Source organism: Alkalitalea saponilacus (genome assembly GCF_900168165.1).
Lineage (GTDB): Bacteria > Bacteroidota > Bacteroidia > Bacteroidales > Marinilabiliaceae > Natronoflexus > Natronoflexus saponilacus.
This window is the reverse complement of record NZ_FUYV01000001.1, coordinates 293,298-310,685: the sequence shown is the minus strand read 5'-3', so window position 1 is coordinate 310,685 and position 17,388 is coordinate 293,298. Positions and strand designations below refer to the sequence as shown.

General features: G+C 39.3%; 10 protein-coding genes. 5 read left to right on the top strand and 5 right to left on the bottom strand.

Annotated features, from left to right (window positions below; translation table 11 throughout):
• Positions 1 to 7 precede the first annotated feature (7 nt).
• Positions 8 to 910: a hypothetical protein gene (locus tag B5X70_RS01095; protein ID WP_079556002.1), complete on the bottom strand. Its 903-nt coding sequence runs from the start codon at positions 908 to 910 to the stop codon at positions 8 to 10.
• Positions 911 to 1,127: 217 nt separating this feature from the next.
• Between B5X70_RS01095 and hpt the strand changes: the two genes are divergently transcribed.
• The 3 genes from hpt to obgE all read left to right on the top strand — a co-directional run bounded on the left by hpt (position 1,128) and on the right by obgE (position 3,643).
• A complete protein-coding gene (gene hpt, locus B5X70_RS01090; protein ID WP_079556001.1) occupies positions 1,128 to 1,670 on the top strand; it encodes a hypoxanthine phosphoribosyltransferase in 543 nt (180 codons plus the stop codon).
• 149 nt (positions 1,671 to 1,819) lie between these two features.
• Positions 1,820 to 2,392, top strand: a complete 573-nt coding sequence (locus tag B5X70_RS01085) for an adenylate kinase (RefSeq protein ID WP_079556000.1) — start codon at positions 1,820 to 1,822, stop codon at positions 2,390 to 2,392.
• 246 nt (positions 2,393 to 2,638) lie between these two features.
• Positions 2,639 to 3,643: a GTPase ObgE gene (obgE, locus tag B5X70_RS01080; protein WP_079555999.1), complete on the top strand. Its 1,005-nt coding sequence runs from the start codon at positions 2,639 to 2,641 to the stop codon at positions 3,641 to 3,643.
• Between the two features lie 6 nt (positions 3,644 to 3,649).
• Here the strand turns inward: obgE and B5X70_RS01075 are convergent, their stop codons facing one another.
• The gene (locus B5X70_RS01075; protein WP_079555998.1) at positions 3,650 to 7,963 is read right to left on the bottom strand and encodes a hybrid sensor histidine kinase/response regulator transcription factor; all 4,314 of its coding nucleotides are present in this window, start codon (positions 7,961 to 7,963) and stop codon (positions 3,650 to 3,652) included.
• A gap of 306 nt (positions 7,964 to 8,269) precedes the next feature.
• Here B5X70_RS01075 and B5X70_RS01070 point away from each other — a divergent pair, with 306 nt between their 5' ends.
• On the top strand, positions 8,270 to 9,745 hold the full coding sequence (locus B5X70_RS01070; protein WP_079555997.1) for an arabinan endo-1,5-alpha-L-arabinosidase: 1,476 nt from the start codon (positions 8,270 to 8,272) through the stop codon (positions 9,743 to 9,745).
• 34 nt (positions 9,746 to 9,779) lie between these two features.
• Entirely contained in the window at positions 9,780 to 10,904 is a 1,125-nt protein-coding gene (locus B5X70_RS01065; RefSeq protein ID WP_232468410.1) for an aldose epimerase family protein, read from the top strand.
• Between the two features lie 73 nt (positions 10,905 to 10,977).
• Here the strand turns inward: B5X70_RS01065 and B5X70_RS01060 are convergent, their stop codons facing one another.
• From B5X70_RS01060 to B5X70_RS01050, 3 genes are all read right to left on the bottom strand, one after another.
• Positions 10,978 to 11,925 (bottom strand): LamG-like jellyroll fold domain-containing protein, encoded by a 948-nt coding sequence (locus tag B5X70_RS01060; RefSeq protein WP_079555996.1) that lies wholly within the window; start codon positions 11,923 to 11,925, stop codon positions 10,978 to 10,980.
• A 496-nt stretch (positions 11,926 to 12,421) separates the two neighbouring features.
• Positions 12,422 to 14,203 carry a RagB/SusD family nutrient uptake outer membrane protein gene (locus tag B5X70_RS01055; RefSeq protein WP_079555995.1) on the bottom strand — a complete coding sequence of 594 codons (1,782 nt, stop codon included), beginning with the start codon at positions 14,201 to 14,203 and terminating at the stop codon, positions 12,422 to 12,424.
• 19 nt (positions 14,204 to 14,222) lie between these two features.
• Positions 14,223 to 17,366, bottom strand: coding sequence for a SusC/RagA family TonB-linked outer membrane protein (locus B5X70_RS01050; RefSeq protein WP_079555994.1), 3,144 nt, complete (start codon positions 17,364 to 17,366; stop codon positions 14,223 to 14,225).
• Positions 17,367 to 17,388 lie beyond the last annotated feature (22 nt).

The following is a 17,388-nucleotide window of genomic DNA, read 5'->3' as shown; positions in this document are numbered from 1 at the left end:
AAATGCGTTACCTTTTAATAACATATACAATTCCAAACGCCGAAGAGTACCCAAGTGCAGGATGATGATTTATTCCTGCGTCAAACCGAATCATTTCCCATTCCAATCCGGCTCCAAAAGCCAGACGGAATGGTGCCGACGAAACCCCTCCTCTCAGATTTACCTGCTGGTGAACCGGAGCTTCAACGCTAAAATTAACCACTGCATCCTCTTCCATCTCTTTAATCACCCCAAGTTCAAGAAACAACCCCGAGGATGGCTCATACAGAATGGAAGCTGCAGAATATGAAGCGTGGTATTCAGTATGATTGTCCAGATCCCATATTTGTCGCGAGGGATTTGCTGTAAAAAAACCTATGGCGAATTGTGAAGATGGCATAATTTGCAGACCGGCATCCATCAGAAAAATTCCATGATTTCCATAGGATTGCTGGTACCGAACCATTCGCGTACCTTTTATACCAAGCCGCAGCCAGGGAGCCATTTCACGTGCAAAAGAAATACTGTATTGCTGGAGATTAAAACTTGAAAATCCATATTGAGAAAACCCACCAGACACTACCCCGTATCTGCTGGGATAAACAGCAAAAGCCGCTCTGGAACTCAGTTTACTCAAATGAAAAACACTTTCATACCCGGCTCCTGCTGCCAAAACGGGATTGTGAGCCGTACCTGCCGGATTTGTAAAAAAAGCCCATGCATCCCCGCTCATAGCTCCCGATCGAACCATGATTCCATCCACCGGGGAATTGAAAACCTGAATCTGGCAGAAAACCACCGAAAGAGATAAAAAAGAGAAGAAGAAAAAGCAAAATAGAAACGAAATGATAAAACGAGATGAATGAAGCAGCAGTGAAAACGGGTTTCCGTTTTCATGCCTGAACTGACAGTTAATCTTTAAAGCAAACATCTTTCAAAATTTGGGTTAGTTAAGGTGTCAATATCAAGTCCAAATTAAAAAAATCCAAAATAATTGTCAATTGTTTGTTTAAACTTATCATCACCTCAACAACCCGGGTGAATTGAAACACTGCATCGACAAATACTAAAATCACAGAATCTTATCACATCCATGTGCTTCATTTTTCTTACATTTGTAACTTAAACCATATAGGAAATTACCATTAATGAAAAATATTCAGTTACTTGACAAGACCTTTAGCCTGTCAATCCCGGCAAGTGATATTAAAAAAGCCATTTGGGAGATGGCCGAAAAAATCAACCGGGAATTAAGAGATTCAGACCCTCTGATGATCTGCATCTTAAATGGATCATTTATGTTTTCAGCCGACCTGATGAAACTGATTGATTTCCCCTGCCAGATCAGCTTTGTTAAACTGGCATCATACGAAGGCACCGGAAGCACAGGTAAAGTAAAGGAACTGATTGGTTTTAACGAAGACTTAAAAGGCAGAACAGTGGTTCTTTTAGAGGATATTGTTGACACCGGCGTAACTGTTGAAAACTGTGTTAATCAGCTTAATAAAATGGGGGTAAAAGAAGTGGTGGTGGCATCACTCCTCTTTAAACCAGATGCTTTAAAAAAAGACATTAAACTTGATTATGTGGGGTTGAAAATACCCAACGATTTTATCGTTGGATATGGGCTTGATTACAATGGCTACGGTCGTAATCTTCCCGACATTTACAGCTTAACAGCTGATAATTAAAATGTCTCATCCATGATTTTTTTCTTCTGTTGAAGCAACAAATCTTGCCAAAATAATATGTTTGGTGCAAGTTGAGACTTAAAAATAGCTTAGAAAATCAGAAATAAATAACAGCCAAACAGTAACTAATCTATTAACCAAATTCTCACATGCAAAATGTAATTATTTTTGGCCCTCCGGGCTCCGGAAAGGGCACACAGAGTGAAAAAATCATTGAAAAATTCGGTTTTGCCCATATCTCCACAGGAGATATATTAAGGGCAGAAATTAAATCCGGAACTCCCCTTGGAGTCACAGCAGCTAAGTTTATTGACAACGGTCAGTTGGTGCCCGATGACCTGATTATAGACATGCTGGAAAACAAACTCAACACCCTTAACAACATGCCGGGTGTTATTTTTGATGGGTTTCCAAGAACCGTAGAACAGGCCAAAGCGCTTAAAGAGATGCTCGAAAAACGGGGTGAAAAGATCAGCGTAATGATCAATCTTGAAGTGGCTAAACCTGAACTTATTGACAGGCTTCTAAAACGAGGTCAGATTTCCGGTAGATCGGATGACAAACTGGAAACCATTGAGAAAAGAATCAAAGTGTATGAAAGTCAAACAACTCCGGTGATTGATTTTTATAAAAATGAGGGATCATATCATGGAGTAAAAGGGGTTGGCTCCATTGATGAAATATTTTCTTCAATAAGCGAATCCATTGAATCCTGTGTTTAATATTTGTTCAACAGGAAATAAGTAAAGCAATTTTTCTCTGTGGAACTCCGCAAAGACTTTAGCCATTCCTGTGTAATATCATTACACAGTATTGAGTGGGATTAATGTAGAGTTTCACAGAGTTTTTAAATATATTAATCATCATCATTTTCCCAGAACAAAAGAACCCATAGTTTTCTATTATAATAAAAAAAAACGTGTTTTCATATTATAACAAGTTTAGTTTAAACAATCATAAACAGAGAGATGGCCGGAAGTAATTTTGTTGACTATGTAAAAATATTCTGCCGTTCAGGGAAAGGCGGACCCGGATCGACCCATTTGCGGAGGGAAAAGTTTGTCCCCAAGGGTGGTCCGGATGGAGGTGATGGGGGGCGTGGCGGTCATGTGATTGTTCGCGGTAACCGTAATTTATGGACCTTAATTCACCTGAAGTTTCAGCGGCATGTATTTGCCGGACACGGAGAGTCGGGAAGTCGACAGCGCTCATCTGGCGCATCTGGCGAGGATAAGGTGATTGAAGTTCCTTTGGGAACTGTTGCCAAAGACGCAGAAACGGGAGAAGTTCTATTTGAAATAACCGAAGACGGGCAAGAAGTAATTTTGGCCAAAGGAGGCCGGGGCGGGTTGGGAAACTGGCACTTTAAATCATCAACCAACCAAACACCCCGTTATGCTCAACCCGGCGAAGATGCTGTGGAAATAGCAGCTATTCTGGAATTGAAAGTACTTGCAGATGTAGGGCTTGTAGGTTTTCCAAATGCCGGAAAATCAACGCTTTTAGCTGCCGTAAGTGCAGCAAAACCGGAAATTGCAGATTACCCGTTTACCACTCTCATTCCAAATCTTGGGATAGTGGAATACCGGGATTTAAAGTCCTTTGTGATGGCCGATATTCCTGGAATTATAGAAGGGGCGCATGAAGGGAAAGGCATTGGACTAAGGTTTTTGCGCCACATTGAGCGCAACTCCATTCTGTTGTTTATGATTCCGGCCGACAGCAAAAACATAAAGGATGAATACCGCATTCTTTTAAATGAGTTGGAACAACACAACCCGGAGTTACTGGATAAGCAGCGTATTTTGGCCATCTCCAAATCCGACTTCCTGGATAAAGAGCTGATACAGGAAATGTCAAACGAACTTCCGGAAATACCCCATGTATTCATTTCATCGGTAACGGGATATGGCATTCAGCAACTTAAAGATATGATCTGGAAAGAACTTGATCAATCCATATTGGAAAGGTAGTATCTCCTATCCTACATATTCGCTGGGCGATTTTTTATAGAATTTTTTAAACACTCGGCTAAAATACTTGGGATCATTAAACCCTATGCTATAAGCCACTTCGTTAATCGACAACTCTTTTGAGAGTAACATAGGAAGAGATTTTTTTAATCGGAATACAGTTATAAAGTCATTGGGGGAGAAATCCACCAATGCTTTTAATTTTTTATATAGTAACGAACGGCTTACAAACATCTGATCTGCAAACATTTCAACGCTAAACTCAGGATTTGAATACGCTTCTTCCATTACTTCATAGGCACGTGCCAAAAACTTATCGTCTAAAGTTTCAGTCTCTTTTTTATCGATATTTATTTCATTACTGTTTGCAAATTTTGATCTTAAACGGCGCCTTGATTCAATGACATTTGAAACTTTAGCTTTTAATATATCGAGGTTAAAAGGTTTGGAAACATAATCGTCGGCACCGGTTTGAATTCCTTGAAGCTGATCTTCAAGCAAAGCTTTAGCAGAGAGCATTATAACAGGAATATGACTGGTATATAGATTGTTCTTTATCTGTCGACACATCTCTATTCCATCCATTTCGGGCATCATCACATCACTGATGACTAAGTCGGGAGAGTGCTTCCTGGCTAGTTCGTACCCAATTTTCCCATTGGCAGCAAGAATTACCCGATAATTACTGCTAAGAGCATTGGCAATAAAGAGTGCCAATTCATTATTGTCCTCAACTACTAATATGGTCTCCTCCTCGTTATCAACATCGCTAAGTTCGTAATTAAATGGCTCCTTCTCACTGATGTTGTCATAAATCACCTGAACTCTGTTATTGAGATCAATCATGTCAAAAACAGGAATTTCATTCACTTCAGCTCCAGGGAAGTCTTCCTTTTCAATAGGCAAAGTAACTATAAACCGGCTTCCAGATTTTCCATTTTTGGTCACCATAATTGATCCATTGAGAGCTTCAACCAATTCTTTAGTCAGTGACAAGCCAATGCCGGAACCTTTGGTTCTGGCATCGTTTTCTCCTCGGTAAAACCGATTGAAAATTTTCTCAATTTCGTTTTCACCAATGCCCTTTCCTGTGTCATTCACTTCAATGGATAGAGAATTGAATGGTTTATCGTCTTTCATTACAGTTTCTTCGGCCACAATTAATTCAATCTTACCTTTGTGGGGAGTATATTTAAAGGCGTTTGATAACAAGTTATACAGTATATTCTCAACTTTTTCAGGGTCGAACCAACAAACGGGGTTTTGTAATTTGAACCTCAGTTCAAAATTAATTTCTCGTTGATTGGCAAGATTTTCGAATGCATGAAAAACCTCTTTTACGAATGTCTCAACATTTTCATTTACAATTCGGACACGTAAATTGCCTGTCTCAATTCTGCGAAACATCAACAACTGATCAATCAACAGATTAAGTCGGCGAGCATTCCGCTGAACCGACTGTAGCAGATCATTCGCGATACCGGGCAGATGAATCTCTTTTAACAACCTCTCAATAGGAGATATGATCAATGTTAGAGGCGTTCTAAATTCATGGGAGATATTGGTAAAAAAGCGTAGCCTGGATTGATTGATCTCTTCAATCTCCTTATTGAGGGCAATAAGCCTGTCGCGCTGATTAACAATTTCAACATTTTTTTCTTCTAATTCCTTTTTTTGTCCCTCGATCAGTTCCTTTCGCTTTTGAAGTGTTGTGTTTACTTCTTTCAATTCTTCAGCCTGAGCCTTCATGAAACTATTTTGTTCCTCAATTTGAGCTGTCCGCTCCTTTACCATAGTTTCTAATTTTGATTTTTCAAGCAGAAGTCGCCGTGTATGGTGTTTCATATAAAATGAGACACCAATTATGACGCACAAAACCATGAGTAGTAGGAACCAGGTTGTTTGCCAAAAAGGTGGGCGCACAATAATGAGTAGTTGTCTTTCGTGGCTAATCCATTCCCCCTCGCTATTGGTGGCTCTAACTCTGAAAAGATACTGCCCTCCCTTCAGGTTAGAGTACGTAGCAACTCTTTGATCTGATGAAACCTCCACCCAATCTCTATCAACATTTTCAAGCTGATAAGCATATTTTACTTTCCTGGGATTTAGAAAATCCAGTGCGGAAAACTCAATTGAAAAAATATTGTCTTTGTAGGAAAGAGAAATCTCGGTTGTTTTTGACAGTGTTTGATTCAATACTGTCCTCCCATTGCGCCTGTCTCCAACATTTAGTATTTCATTGAAAACCCTAAAAGATGTAATGGCAACCTCTGGCTCGAACAGATATTGCGGGAATCCGCATGGATAAAAATAATTAACTCCGCTTATGCTTCCAAAAAACAGTTCTCCATCTGAGCTCATATTTGATGCCGTCCAATAGAACTGATTACTCAACAATCCATCATCGGTTAAGAAATGATCTATCTCATCAGAGTCGAGACACAATCTGGACAACCCATAATCGGTGCTTACCCAGAGAAAACCTGCCTTATCTTGTTCAATGGAGTATATCACATTATTGCTTAACCCATCATTAACCGTATATACCCTTGATTTAAAATCCCCACCCACAACTTTTTCAAACTTAACCAGACCATCTCCATGTGTCCCAATCCATATGTTTGCATCCCTATCTTCAAAAACGGTTGTAACATAATTTCCAGGTAGCTCACCATTGGTAATAGTTGTGGTATTTTGTCTGTATATGGTCAGGCTTCTTTCCGGGAAAAGTGCATCGTAAGCAAAGTCTATTTTATCAGCCGGAAATCGATATAAACCCACACGTGTGGCAGCCCATATTTGATCACTACTGTCAAGCAGAAGGTCGCCAATTTCCCTGATGTGAGCCAACGCATTATGATTTTCATTAATGACCTGAAACTGTTCTGTTTTCAGATCCAGAATAGAAAGCCCCCCTTCTGTTCCAATAAACAAATATCCTCTGTCATCATATAAAAGGGAGGATACAAAAACATTTTCGTAACCTGTTTCCGGATCTGGGACAACAGGAATATACCTTTGAAAATTTCCATCGGATAATCTCTTTGCGATACCTCCCCCCCAAGTTCCAACCCATAGGTCACCATCGGGTGTTCTTAAAATAGATGTAACATAATCGCTAGGAATTGATGCTTCATCATTGGCATCAAAACGATAATGTTCAAACCTGTTTTCATTTCGGAAGAATTTATTTAGTCCACCTCCTGCAGTACCTATCCAGACTATGTCTGCATATACCTGAATAGAATTTACCGTACTCTCTGATAAGCTGTTCGGATTCGTCTCCTTATGCATGAGATGATTAAAGGGTTTTTGATATAAACTGATTTGATTTACTCCGCCTTTTTCTGTCCCAATCCAAATGTTTCCCTGGTCATCAATATAAATCAAATTAATAAATATGCTATTAAGAGAAAAGTCAGCCGGGGTTTTGTAAGGCAATGAAGTAAAGGTGTTGGTTTCAGGTTGAAATATATCAACCCCTCCAAGGGTTGATATATAAATAACACCATTTCTGTCCTGGGTGATATGATTAACTCTGCTGTGGCTCAATCCTCCAATATCAGAAGGGTTAAACGCATACCAGACATCCAATTCTGTTTCAGGGTTATAAACCCATACACCATTAAATGTTCCGATCCAGAGATCCCCATTAAGAGTTACATACATTGATAAGATTAAGGAAGATCCGGGTGACGAGTATTCAAATTCATATAATGAATTTGAAGAGTCACTATAAACATATATTCCGGCATTGGTTCCTATAAGTAATTTATCATTATAAAAAACAAAACAGGGAACATGGTTACTTGCCAAAACACTGTTTTGGCTATTCCAGTGCTGCTGCACATAATCTCCATCATCATTAACTTCTATCATAAACAGCCCCTGACTGGAAGTACCCACCCAAATTCGCCCCAGTTTGTCGATGAAAAGAGATAATACATTAAGAGTCCTAAAATCATGGCTAAGAGAGAACTCTCCAAACTCCTCCTTTTCCTGATCGTAATATGATAATCCCTGAGAGGTTCCTATCCAGATTCGGTTGTTCGCACATTCGGCAAGAGCATGAATCAGGTTGGAAGGCAGATCGGGCTTCCAATAATTTACGAAGTTATGGCCATCATAACGACTGAGACCATTGCCAGTTGCAAACCACATAAAGCCAAACTGATCCTTCAAAATAGAATAGACTGTGTTTTGAGGCAAGCCTTCGTTTATGGTGAGATATCTGTAGTGGTAATTAAGCTCTCCACTCGCAGATGTATTGCTCGTGAGAGCAATACAGAAAAAGATCAATAGAATTCTAATACCCATCATCTTGTCAACATATCAATAGATTTCCATCGGCAATTATTTTGAGATACAAAATAATTAAGTGTGGAATTGTTGTTTCAAATACTAAACATTTAGATCCTAAAACTATATAAAATTAAAAAAAAGGAGGAAATTTTTCTTTACCAGTAAATACAAATATTCAATAATCCCCCTTTTTTAACTAACAATCCTCTCATTCAAATTACAATCTGGATACTTTTGAAGTAACCACATTTATAAAAAAAGAGATCAAACACACCCGCCCGTAAAACTAAAATTAAGCATTAATTTGATGGTAATCTAAAGAACATGAAACAAATCATTATTAAAAGTTTTAGCTATATTATACTAGCGCTTATGGCTTATGCCTGTAATTTTTCCGATGGAATCTCAATCAGTGAGAATCCTTATAAGGATGACTACTCAGATATTACTCCACTATCAAATAGAGATTTATGGGGAGCTGCAAACGTTCATGATCCGGCAATCATTAAGAGTGGAGAATACTACTATGTTTACTCCACCGATGCATATTACCACAAAAGAGGAGTTGAATTTAACGATATAGGGAAAAATATCGGTAATATCCCCATAAGAAAATCAAAAGATCTGGTTAACTGGGAGTTCATTGGATGGGCGCTAGACACCATTCCAGCTGCGGCAGTTGAGCACATACACAATTTAACTGGTGGAAATGGTGCCGATAACATGTGGGCACCATTTGTATATAAGTATGAAAACACCTACAGATTATACTATTCAGTATCCAGCTTTGGCGCCAACACGTCGGTAATAGGGCTTGCTACGGCATTGTCGCCAGAAGGGCCGTGGACCGATTTGGGAATTGTTATTAAAACGAGCCCTGAAGATCCAATGAACGCCATTGATGCCTCTGTTATAACAGACAAAAAAAACGGACGCATGTGGATGCACTATGGCAGCTATTTTGATGGTTTATACTGTGTTGAACTTGACCCAAAGACCGGATTCACAAAGAAAGAAGGAGACCTAGGACATTTAGTAGCAACAAGAGGTGAGTACAAAACAAGAATAATCGAAGCACCTGAAATCACCTATAATGCGGAACTCGACCAGTATTATCTGTTTGTTTCATACGAACCATTATTTACTTATTACAACATTAGAGTTGGACGGTCCGATTCACCTGAAGGCCCTTTTTATGATTATTTTGGAAACAATATGGCAGATACTACCAATAATTTTCCTATTTTAACGCATTCTTACAGATTTAGAAATCATCCGGGTTGGTCAGGCAATGGACATAATGCAATATTGAACGACAACGGTCGATTCTTTGTTTTGCACCAGGGTCGGCTTGCACCTGAAAACCTTATGATGATAATGCATGTGAGGGAAATAAAATGGTTACCCGATGGATGGCCAGTATTTTCTCCACAAAGATATGCAGGAGAGTTTCCCGATATCAGCATAAGAAGTAAGGATTTGGTCGGAAAATGGGAGATAATACATCTAAATGATCTTCCCGATCAGGTTGAACTTTGGCAAGGGCAAATTCCTCCAGGAGGATGGACCTACAAAGATGAAGCCTTTAATACATCAGAAATAGTACAATTCGGAAGGAACGGAGCAATAAATCATCGTCTAGCATCTCAATGGAGTTTTGATGGCGATGTTCTGTACCTCGACGACAGCTTTTGTGCCATTTTTTATGGATGGGATTGGGAAAATCAAAAACCTGCGTTATTATTCTCTGGCATCTTGCCCGATGGATCCGGAATATGGGGAAAAAAAATTGACGACTAATTTTCTTGAATAATAACTAAAACAAACATTGATCGTGAAACGGAATCTCAAATTTAACATCATTGCATCGTTTATTCTGGTTGGAACGATGCTCATGTCCTGTGGAGACGGGATCAAAAAACTCTCAGACAACATGACCGTGCAGGAATTTGGAACAATGCCTACAGGTGAGGTTGTAGAACTTTATACCATAACAAGTACCACAGGGGTTGAAGTAAAAATCATGACCTATGGGGGAACCATCACATCCATTAAAACACCTGATAAATCGGGAGAATTTACCAACATCACCTTAGGATTTGACAGCTTTGAGCCTTACCTTGAAGGAACCCCTTATTTTGGTGCAATAATTGGACGCTTCGGGAACCGAATAGCCAATGGAGTTTTTACACTTGACGGAGAAACTTTCCAACTTGCAACCAATGATGGACCAAACCACCTTCACGGAGGAGATGTAGGGTTTGACAAAGTGCTTTGGAATGCAGAGCCATTACTTAGTACTGAAAAACCCGCATTAAGACTTACCTATCTTAGCCCTGATGGAGAAGAAGGCTACCCCGGAAATTTAAGCGTGGAGGTAATTTATACATTGGATGGCAACAATTTAAGAATTGATTATCGGGCAGAAACCGATAAAGCAACTCCCATTAACTTAACGAACCATGCGTACTACAATCTTGCAGGAAAAGGTACCATTTTGGATCATCAACTTACTTTAAATGCTCCTCAATACACTCCGGTAAATGAACATCTAATCCCTACAGGTGAGATTCTTGATGTTACAAACACACCTTTTGACTTTTTATATTCTCAGTACATTGGTGCCAGGATAAATAATGTCCCCGGGGGTTACGACCATAGTTTTGTTCTTGCTCCTCACGATGGCTCAGGTTTAAATTTTGCAGCAAAATTAAAAGAACCTAAGTCGGGAAGAACCATGGAAATATTCACTTCAGAACCTGCAATTCAGTTTTATTCAGGTAATTTTCTGGATGGAACTTTGAGCAGCGGGGATTTTGTTTTTGAACAATATGCCGCATTATGTCTTGAAACTCAACACTTCCCTGACTCTCCCAATCATCCGCATTTCCCTAACACCATTCTTCGTCCGGGAGAAGTTTATGAAACAACAACGGTTATGACTTTTGGAGTAGAATAAAAATAAATAATAGAACCACAAAAAAAGAGTTGCCACATTTTGGCAACTCTTTTTTTGTGGAATATATTGCAGACTAACGTCTGGTTTTAATTACTTTGGTGCTTTCGGTTACTCCATTGCTGTATACCACTCTCTTAATATAAACTCCGGGAATCAGAGTGTCGAAGTCTGAACCAACGTTAGCTCCGGCTATGTTGAAATAGGTTTTAGAGACAACATCTCCATTATTAACACCGATTTGATCTACAGCGGAACTCACTGTAAGTTTAGAATCCATAATAGCATTCATCTGCTCAACGGTAAGAACATCTGAATAAATAACCAAATCATCAAACATAAATGCAGCATCAACATCATTCCAGTTCCATGCTTGATTTCCACCTAATGCAATATAAGTTAAATCTTCTCCATTTGTAAATAATCCGCCTGCGGATCCGCCATTGTCATCTCCAGACAATGTCCATGAGTTTTGAAGCACACCATCCACATATATAGCAGCTGATGTGGGAGTAAATGTGGCTGCATAAAAATGCCACTCACCATCATTAAGCCACTCTTCTGATTCGAAATTTGTTCCTGCGTCATTTTGCGCATTTGTAAAATCTGACCATCCAGCATTATTCACCTGCGCAAACAAGCGAGTTTGAAGAACCATCATTGGCCATGTATTATCTGGATCAGGAGCTGCACCGTATGCAGAGAATAGTGGTGTATACCGATAATCTGTCGCAGTTCCCTCATTCACCCAGAATGAAATTGTAAGTTCGTTTGTTTCAGCAGCCTGTAAATTGGCGAAGACATCATCTGGTAACAAGAGATAATTAGCTCTCACTGCTTGTCCACCAACAGCATTATGAAAAACGTGTCCAAAAGCAGGATTTTCAGAATCAATAATTTCTCCGCTGCCTATTATGGTAGCATCACCTGCACCATCTTCAAAATCATTAGAATAGATAACGTTCTGAGCATTCACGCCTACCATTACCATTAAGGTTACAATCATTGTGTACATTTTTTTCATAATTTTTTAATTTTAAGTTAAAAATAAAATGATTCAAGCCGGAAAAGTAATCTGATCCGATTTTCAATAAATAAATCAATCAATAATTTCGTCTTTGTTACTACTTTACTACTTCTAATCTGTGTGTTTGAAATTCAAGAAAAAAACTCTTCTTTGGACAGTATAACCCGTATTATCATAAGTTCACCCTGAATAATGCTTGGAGAAAAATATTAGGGAAAAATAATTACAATTCATCGTTATGAACTAAACATCTATCCTTCTTACAAAACATAAGCATAACATCATAAACTATATAATCAGTTGTCGTTGATATTTAATAACGGATCTAATGCGCCCTGTCCTGAAACTCTACTATCAAATATATGGATGAATTAAGAAACCGTTAGTGGACAAAAAGATATATAAGGAGGATTATATGAGAAAAGTAATGATAAATAGAAGGGTGTATTGGGAAAAAACACCCTTCTATTTTTAATCACACATTATAAAAGCACTATTCTTCAATTGACCAACCGGGGTTTTGGCCCAAATTGGGAGACTTAATAGTTTCGTTATAAGGAACCGGGAAAAGGTAGTTTTTTGGAACATTAAAAACTCTTCTTCCTCCTCTTTCGGAAACCACCATTCTATTGTAACGGGTAATTGCACCGGCTCTTCTGACATTTACACCTCCTATTACAAGAAGCTTATTATCAAAACGCCCATCTATCTGATATTGTGCAAGTTCGCTTTCATATGTTCTGCCATCATAAGCTCTCCACCTGCGCAGATCAAAGAAACGGTGATCTTCAAAACAAAGCTCAACTCTTCTTTCATTTCGAATTCTTTTACGCATATCCTCCTGACTAAGGCCAGAGGGCAACTCAGGCATATCCACTCTGGCTCTAACTTGGTTTATGGCCCAATGAACATCACTAACCGGCCCTTGTGCTTCATTAAGAGCTTCAGCATAATTTAATAGAATTTCAGCATATCGGTATATAATCCATGCATGAGGAAACACACCAAGATTCTCAAAATCAACATTTGGATTAACAAATTTCCGCATGTAATAACCTGTGAGAGTTCCACCATTAGAACCTTCATAATCAATTCCCTTTTCGTTGGCATTGTTCATATGAACATCGATGGCCCTTCTCTGTCCAAGGTCCTCACGACCCCACATGGCTCCATGATAAAGCACAGTAGCATAGAAGCGTGGATCTCTGTCAACATAAGGATTGTTTGGATCGTAACCTGACTCGTCCTCCCAAATAAAACGTCCGTTTGCCATCTCAAATGCATCAACAAGATTTTGAGAGGGATTTGTTTTACCATTCATTCCGGGAAAACCTGGAGGTAAAACTTGGGTTTCAATTGCATTGGTATTCCAAATAGATCTACTGAGTATAATCTCATCGTTAAGATATGGAGCTTCATAAAACATGCGTTCGTAACTGTTATATAAAGCAAAGGGATTACTCTGTTGTGCATTTTTATCAATAAACGCTTTAGCTGCATCAGCTGCTTCCTGCCACCAGGCAGTCATGCCGTTTGGATTATGAAAATTACTGGCTCGGTACAAAAGAGCCCTCGACTTCAAGGCATACGCGGTAGCGCCACTTACTCGACCCCAGTTCCCGCTTGAACTGTATCTGAATGGTAGCAGATCCTTAACTAGGTCACATTGCTCCGCAACCCATTTCAGCACCTCAGCCGCAGGTTGACGCACCATATTCATCTGCTCCTGATTATCCATATCTAACACTATATCATCAAGAATCGGAGCATCTCCAAAATATGCAACCAGTTCAAAATGGAACATAGCACGCAATAGAATCGCTTCGGCACGATAGCGATCATATAAGTTGTTATCGTCTCCGGCTAATGATTGATTCTGAATAACATTTGGATCAATATTTCTCAAGAATTGATTGGCCTTTCTAATTCCTGAGAAATTGGTATTCCAAAATCCAAGCATTGGATGATTGGTAGCTGTATAGCTATCGTTGTTCACCATATTATACCAATGTAGTCCCCACCATGTGGTGGCATTATCGGTCATGGCATCCCTCGATGCAGATTGAAACTGGAAATCACCAAAAACTCCAATCCCATCAGGTAGGTTTGTGTATATGTTTGTCAAAAATTGACGTGTTAACCTTTCGTTGCCAAACACTTTCTCTTCAGATAGCGATGCATCATACTCCTTGTCAAGGAAATCATCACAGGCTGAAAATCCGGGGATAAGCAAAACTGCTAAGGCAAACATCCATATTTTTTTAAATATCCTCATAATCTTAATGTTTAAACAATTAAAAACCAATATTTACACCAAATGAGAATGATTTGGTTTTTGGGTATTGCCATATATAGTTGGTTGGGTTTTCAGGATCAAACCCGTTTTCAAAATGGCTCCAGTTATAAAGATTATACCCGCTAAAATAAACACGACAACTGCGAATGTTCACGCTTGCCAGCAAAGATTGAGGCAAAGAATAGCCTATCTCAACATTTCGAAGAGAAACAAAGTTTCCATTTTGATGCCAAATGGTTGATTGGTTTCTTGGAAAATTTCTGTCATTATCGCTAAAGCTCATTGAAAGTCTCGGATATTTGGCATTGATATTACGTGGGTCTGTAGGATCATCATTAAAGTATCCCCATGTTTTGGTTACTTCATGAGTTGTAGCTCCACCCCATCCAAAACCAAAGTCCATATTTTCACGAGTCTCAACTGTTCTGTTCAGATATGCAGTGATTAATACCCGTGCATCAAATCCTTTCCATGAAAAACCGAAACGTCCTGCAGGTATTATTTCCGGGATATTGGTATATCCATAAGGTATCATATCATAGTCATCAATGATTCTGTCTCCATTTGTATCAACAAAAACAGCATTACCAAGATTCATAGTTCCCTGGAAAGGATATTTTTCGGGATTATCAATGGCATCCTGGTGAGAGGTTGCAATTAAATCAGGATCGGAAGCCCACTGATCTTTGATTAGCAGCAATCTTCGCCCAATGGGCTGCCCTGTTAACTGCTGATAATCGAAGACTCTTTCAATCTCGTCCATATCAACAATCTTACTTCGATTCCAGGTAAACATTCCCTCTACAAAGTAGTTAAAGCTGCCAACATTACCTCTATGTCCTAGGGTGATTTCAGCTCCAATGGTTTCAGCTTTTCCGTATGAGTCGAGTGGAACTGCAACTCCATACATATCCGGAATAGTTGATCGAGCAACCAAAATATTAGAGCGCCACTCCTTAAAAGCATCCAAATTACCATAAAGTGCACGTCCCCATATATCAAAGTCAACACCAACATTTACCATATCAGAATACTCCCACTTAATATTGGCATTTCCTGCAGCAGATTCGTATGTTCCTTGAAAATAGGCCTGAGACGTCCCGAAATTGTAACCACCTCCCTCGATGTATTCACCCTGAAATGGATAGCGTCTTAGCCCTTGATTAGACTGTCCTGAACGTCCAATAGAAGCCCTTAATTTTAGCAAGTCTACAGCATCCGTTTGCAACCAACTCTCTTCGGACATTACCCAACCGGCACTAAAACCGGGGAAAAATCCGTATCTATCTCCTTTTGCGTAGTTATCACTACCCATATAGGCGGCATTAAATTGTGCTACATAGCGATTGTCGTAGATATAATTAAACAGTCCTGCATAGGTTAGGTATCTATATGAAGATACGTATCCTGTAACCACATTCTGATATGTTCGCATCATTACCTGACCACTGACGTTGTGTACATCATTAAACAAGCGATCATAATTTAAAGATCCAATGAGGTTGATGTTATATGACATCCCCCTTGCAATTGGATTTGGGTTAGACAAAGGAGCAGCGGTTCTACGTCGAGTATAAGTATAAGATGCAGGATCATCTGCCACCCCCGAGTTCCAGTCATAATGAAACCCATCAAAATCCTGACTTTGGGTGTATTGAAATAAATTATAGGCATCAAAACCTGCGATACCTCTAATAGAAAGTCCTTGCGTAATGAAACCAAGATCTCCGGTCGCAGTCACATTTGAATACAGGTTTCTCCTTCTGTTATAATCAATCCCCGACATGGCAATCCTTGCAGGCCCATTTTTAAATGTATTATCCGTGGGTAGAAAAAACTCTCCGTTGGGCGCAAAAACCGGATAGATTGGCAAATTTTCTGCACCTCCCCAGGTAAAAAGAGACCAGGTATCGGCAAGAGGTTGATTAATGATATCAATTCTACCTCCTAAATCCAATGATACATTAAGTCCCCTAGTTACATCAATATCTATATTTGAACGCAAGTTGTATCTATCAAGCTGGTGTTGGGTAGAATATCCATCATTCCATTCTGTCCATTTAGTGTCATACAATCCTTCCTGACGGATATATGAGAAAGAGACAAAATACCTGGCATTTTCATTTCCTCCACTGGCATTGATATTTGTCCTGAACTGAGGTGCAGCATCTCGCATCATTTCTTTGTGCCAATTTGTGTTCACATAACGATAGCGCAAAGAAGGATCCAGAGTTCCTGTAACTGCCTCGTAATAATGCTGAATATCCTGATCAGAATATAAAGGAGAATTACCATCAAGATACCTTGCCTGATTTACAGTAAGAGCATAATTATAAGAGTTTTGCAATTCAGGAAGCCCTGACAAGGTTTGAAACCCAACTTCCTGATTAACATTAATTCGAGTACGTCCGGCCTCACCCCTTTTGGTTGTAACAAAAACGACACCGTTGGCTCCTCGCATACCATAAATGGCTGTTGCTGCTGCATCCTTCAATAGGGTAACAGATTCAATAGGATATGCATCCAGAAAAGAGATATCGCGTTCCACATTGTCCACAATGATCAAAGGAGCTCTGGCTGAACCGTTCATAGTACGCAGTCCCCGAATAAACATTTGAGTTTCTGACCAACCCGGCTCGGAGTTGGCTTCATAAGTTGCAATACCTGTTAAACTTCCAACAAACGCATTCTGAAGCACCGTAACGGGGTGCTTTTCCAATTCCTCACCTGAAACAGTGGATGTTGAGTTAACCACAAATCTTTTCTGTTGTCTGTGGAACGGCAACGCAATAGTTCTGTGATAAATATCCGTATCCAGTTCTAAGACAATCACAAAATTACCTGAAAAATCAGCTCGAACAATTACTTCTTTATAACCTGCCAATGAAACATATATTTCATCCAACGGGTTTACATTCGATAATTCAAATTGACCTTCACTATTGGTCATTTCGATACGAGTAGCTTCGGAAACATTAACAACAGCTCCCTGTAGAGGATTGTTATCAACATCTACAACTCTCCCCTGTAAAGACCTCCCTCCGTCCTGGGCGACCAATGCATGAGCCGAAATTATAAAGATGCCACAGATTAGGACCTTGTCCAATCCTGCAACTAATTTGGCATATATGGTTTTAAACATAAATTCTAAATTTTATAATCAA

Excerpts from the sequence above, each read along its gene's own strand:
- B5X70_RS01095 (WP_079556002.1), bottom strand. The coding sequence starts at position 910 with ATGTTTGCTTTAAAGATTAACTGTCAGTTCAGGCATGAAAACGGAAAC.
- hpt (WP_079556001.1), top strand. The coding sequence starts at position 1,128 with ATGAAAAATATTCAGTTACTTGACAAGACCTTTAGCCTGTCAATCCCG.
- B5X70_RS01085 (WP_079556000.1), top strand. The coding sequence starts at position 1,820 with ATGCAAAATGTAATTATTTTTGGCCCTCCGGGCTCCGGAAAGGGCACA.
- obgE (WP_079555999.1), top strand. The coding sequence starts at position 2,639 with ATGGCCGGAAGTAATTTTGTTGACTATGTAAAAATATTCTGCCGTTCA.
- B5X70_RS01075 (WP_079555998.1), bottom strand. The coding sequence starts at position 7,963 with ATGATGGGTATTAGAATTCTATTGATCTTTTTCTGTATTGCTCTCACG.
- B5X70_RS01070 (WP_079555997.1), top strand. The coding sequence starts at position 8,270 with ATGAAACAAATCATTATTAAAAGTTTTAGCTATATTATACTAGCGCTT.
- B5X70_RS01060 (WP_079555996.1), bottom strand. The coding sequence starts at position 11,925 with ATGAAAAAAATGTACACAATGATTGTAACCTTAATGGTAATGGTAGGC.
- B5X70_RS01055 (WP_079555995.1), bottom strand. The coding sequence starts at position 14,203 with ATGAGGATATTTAAAAAAATATGGATGTTTGCCTTAGCAGTTTTGCTT.
- B5X70_RS01050 (WP_079555994.1), bottom strand. The coding sequence starts at position 17,366 with ATGTTTAAAACCATATATGCCAAATTAGTTGCAGGATTGGACAAGGTC.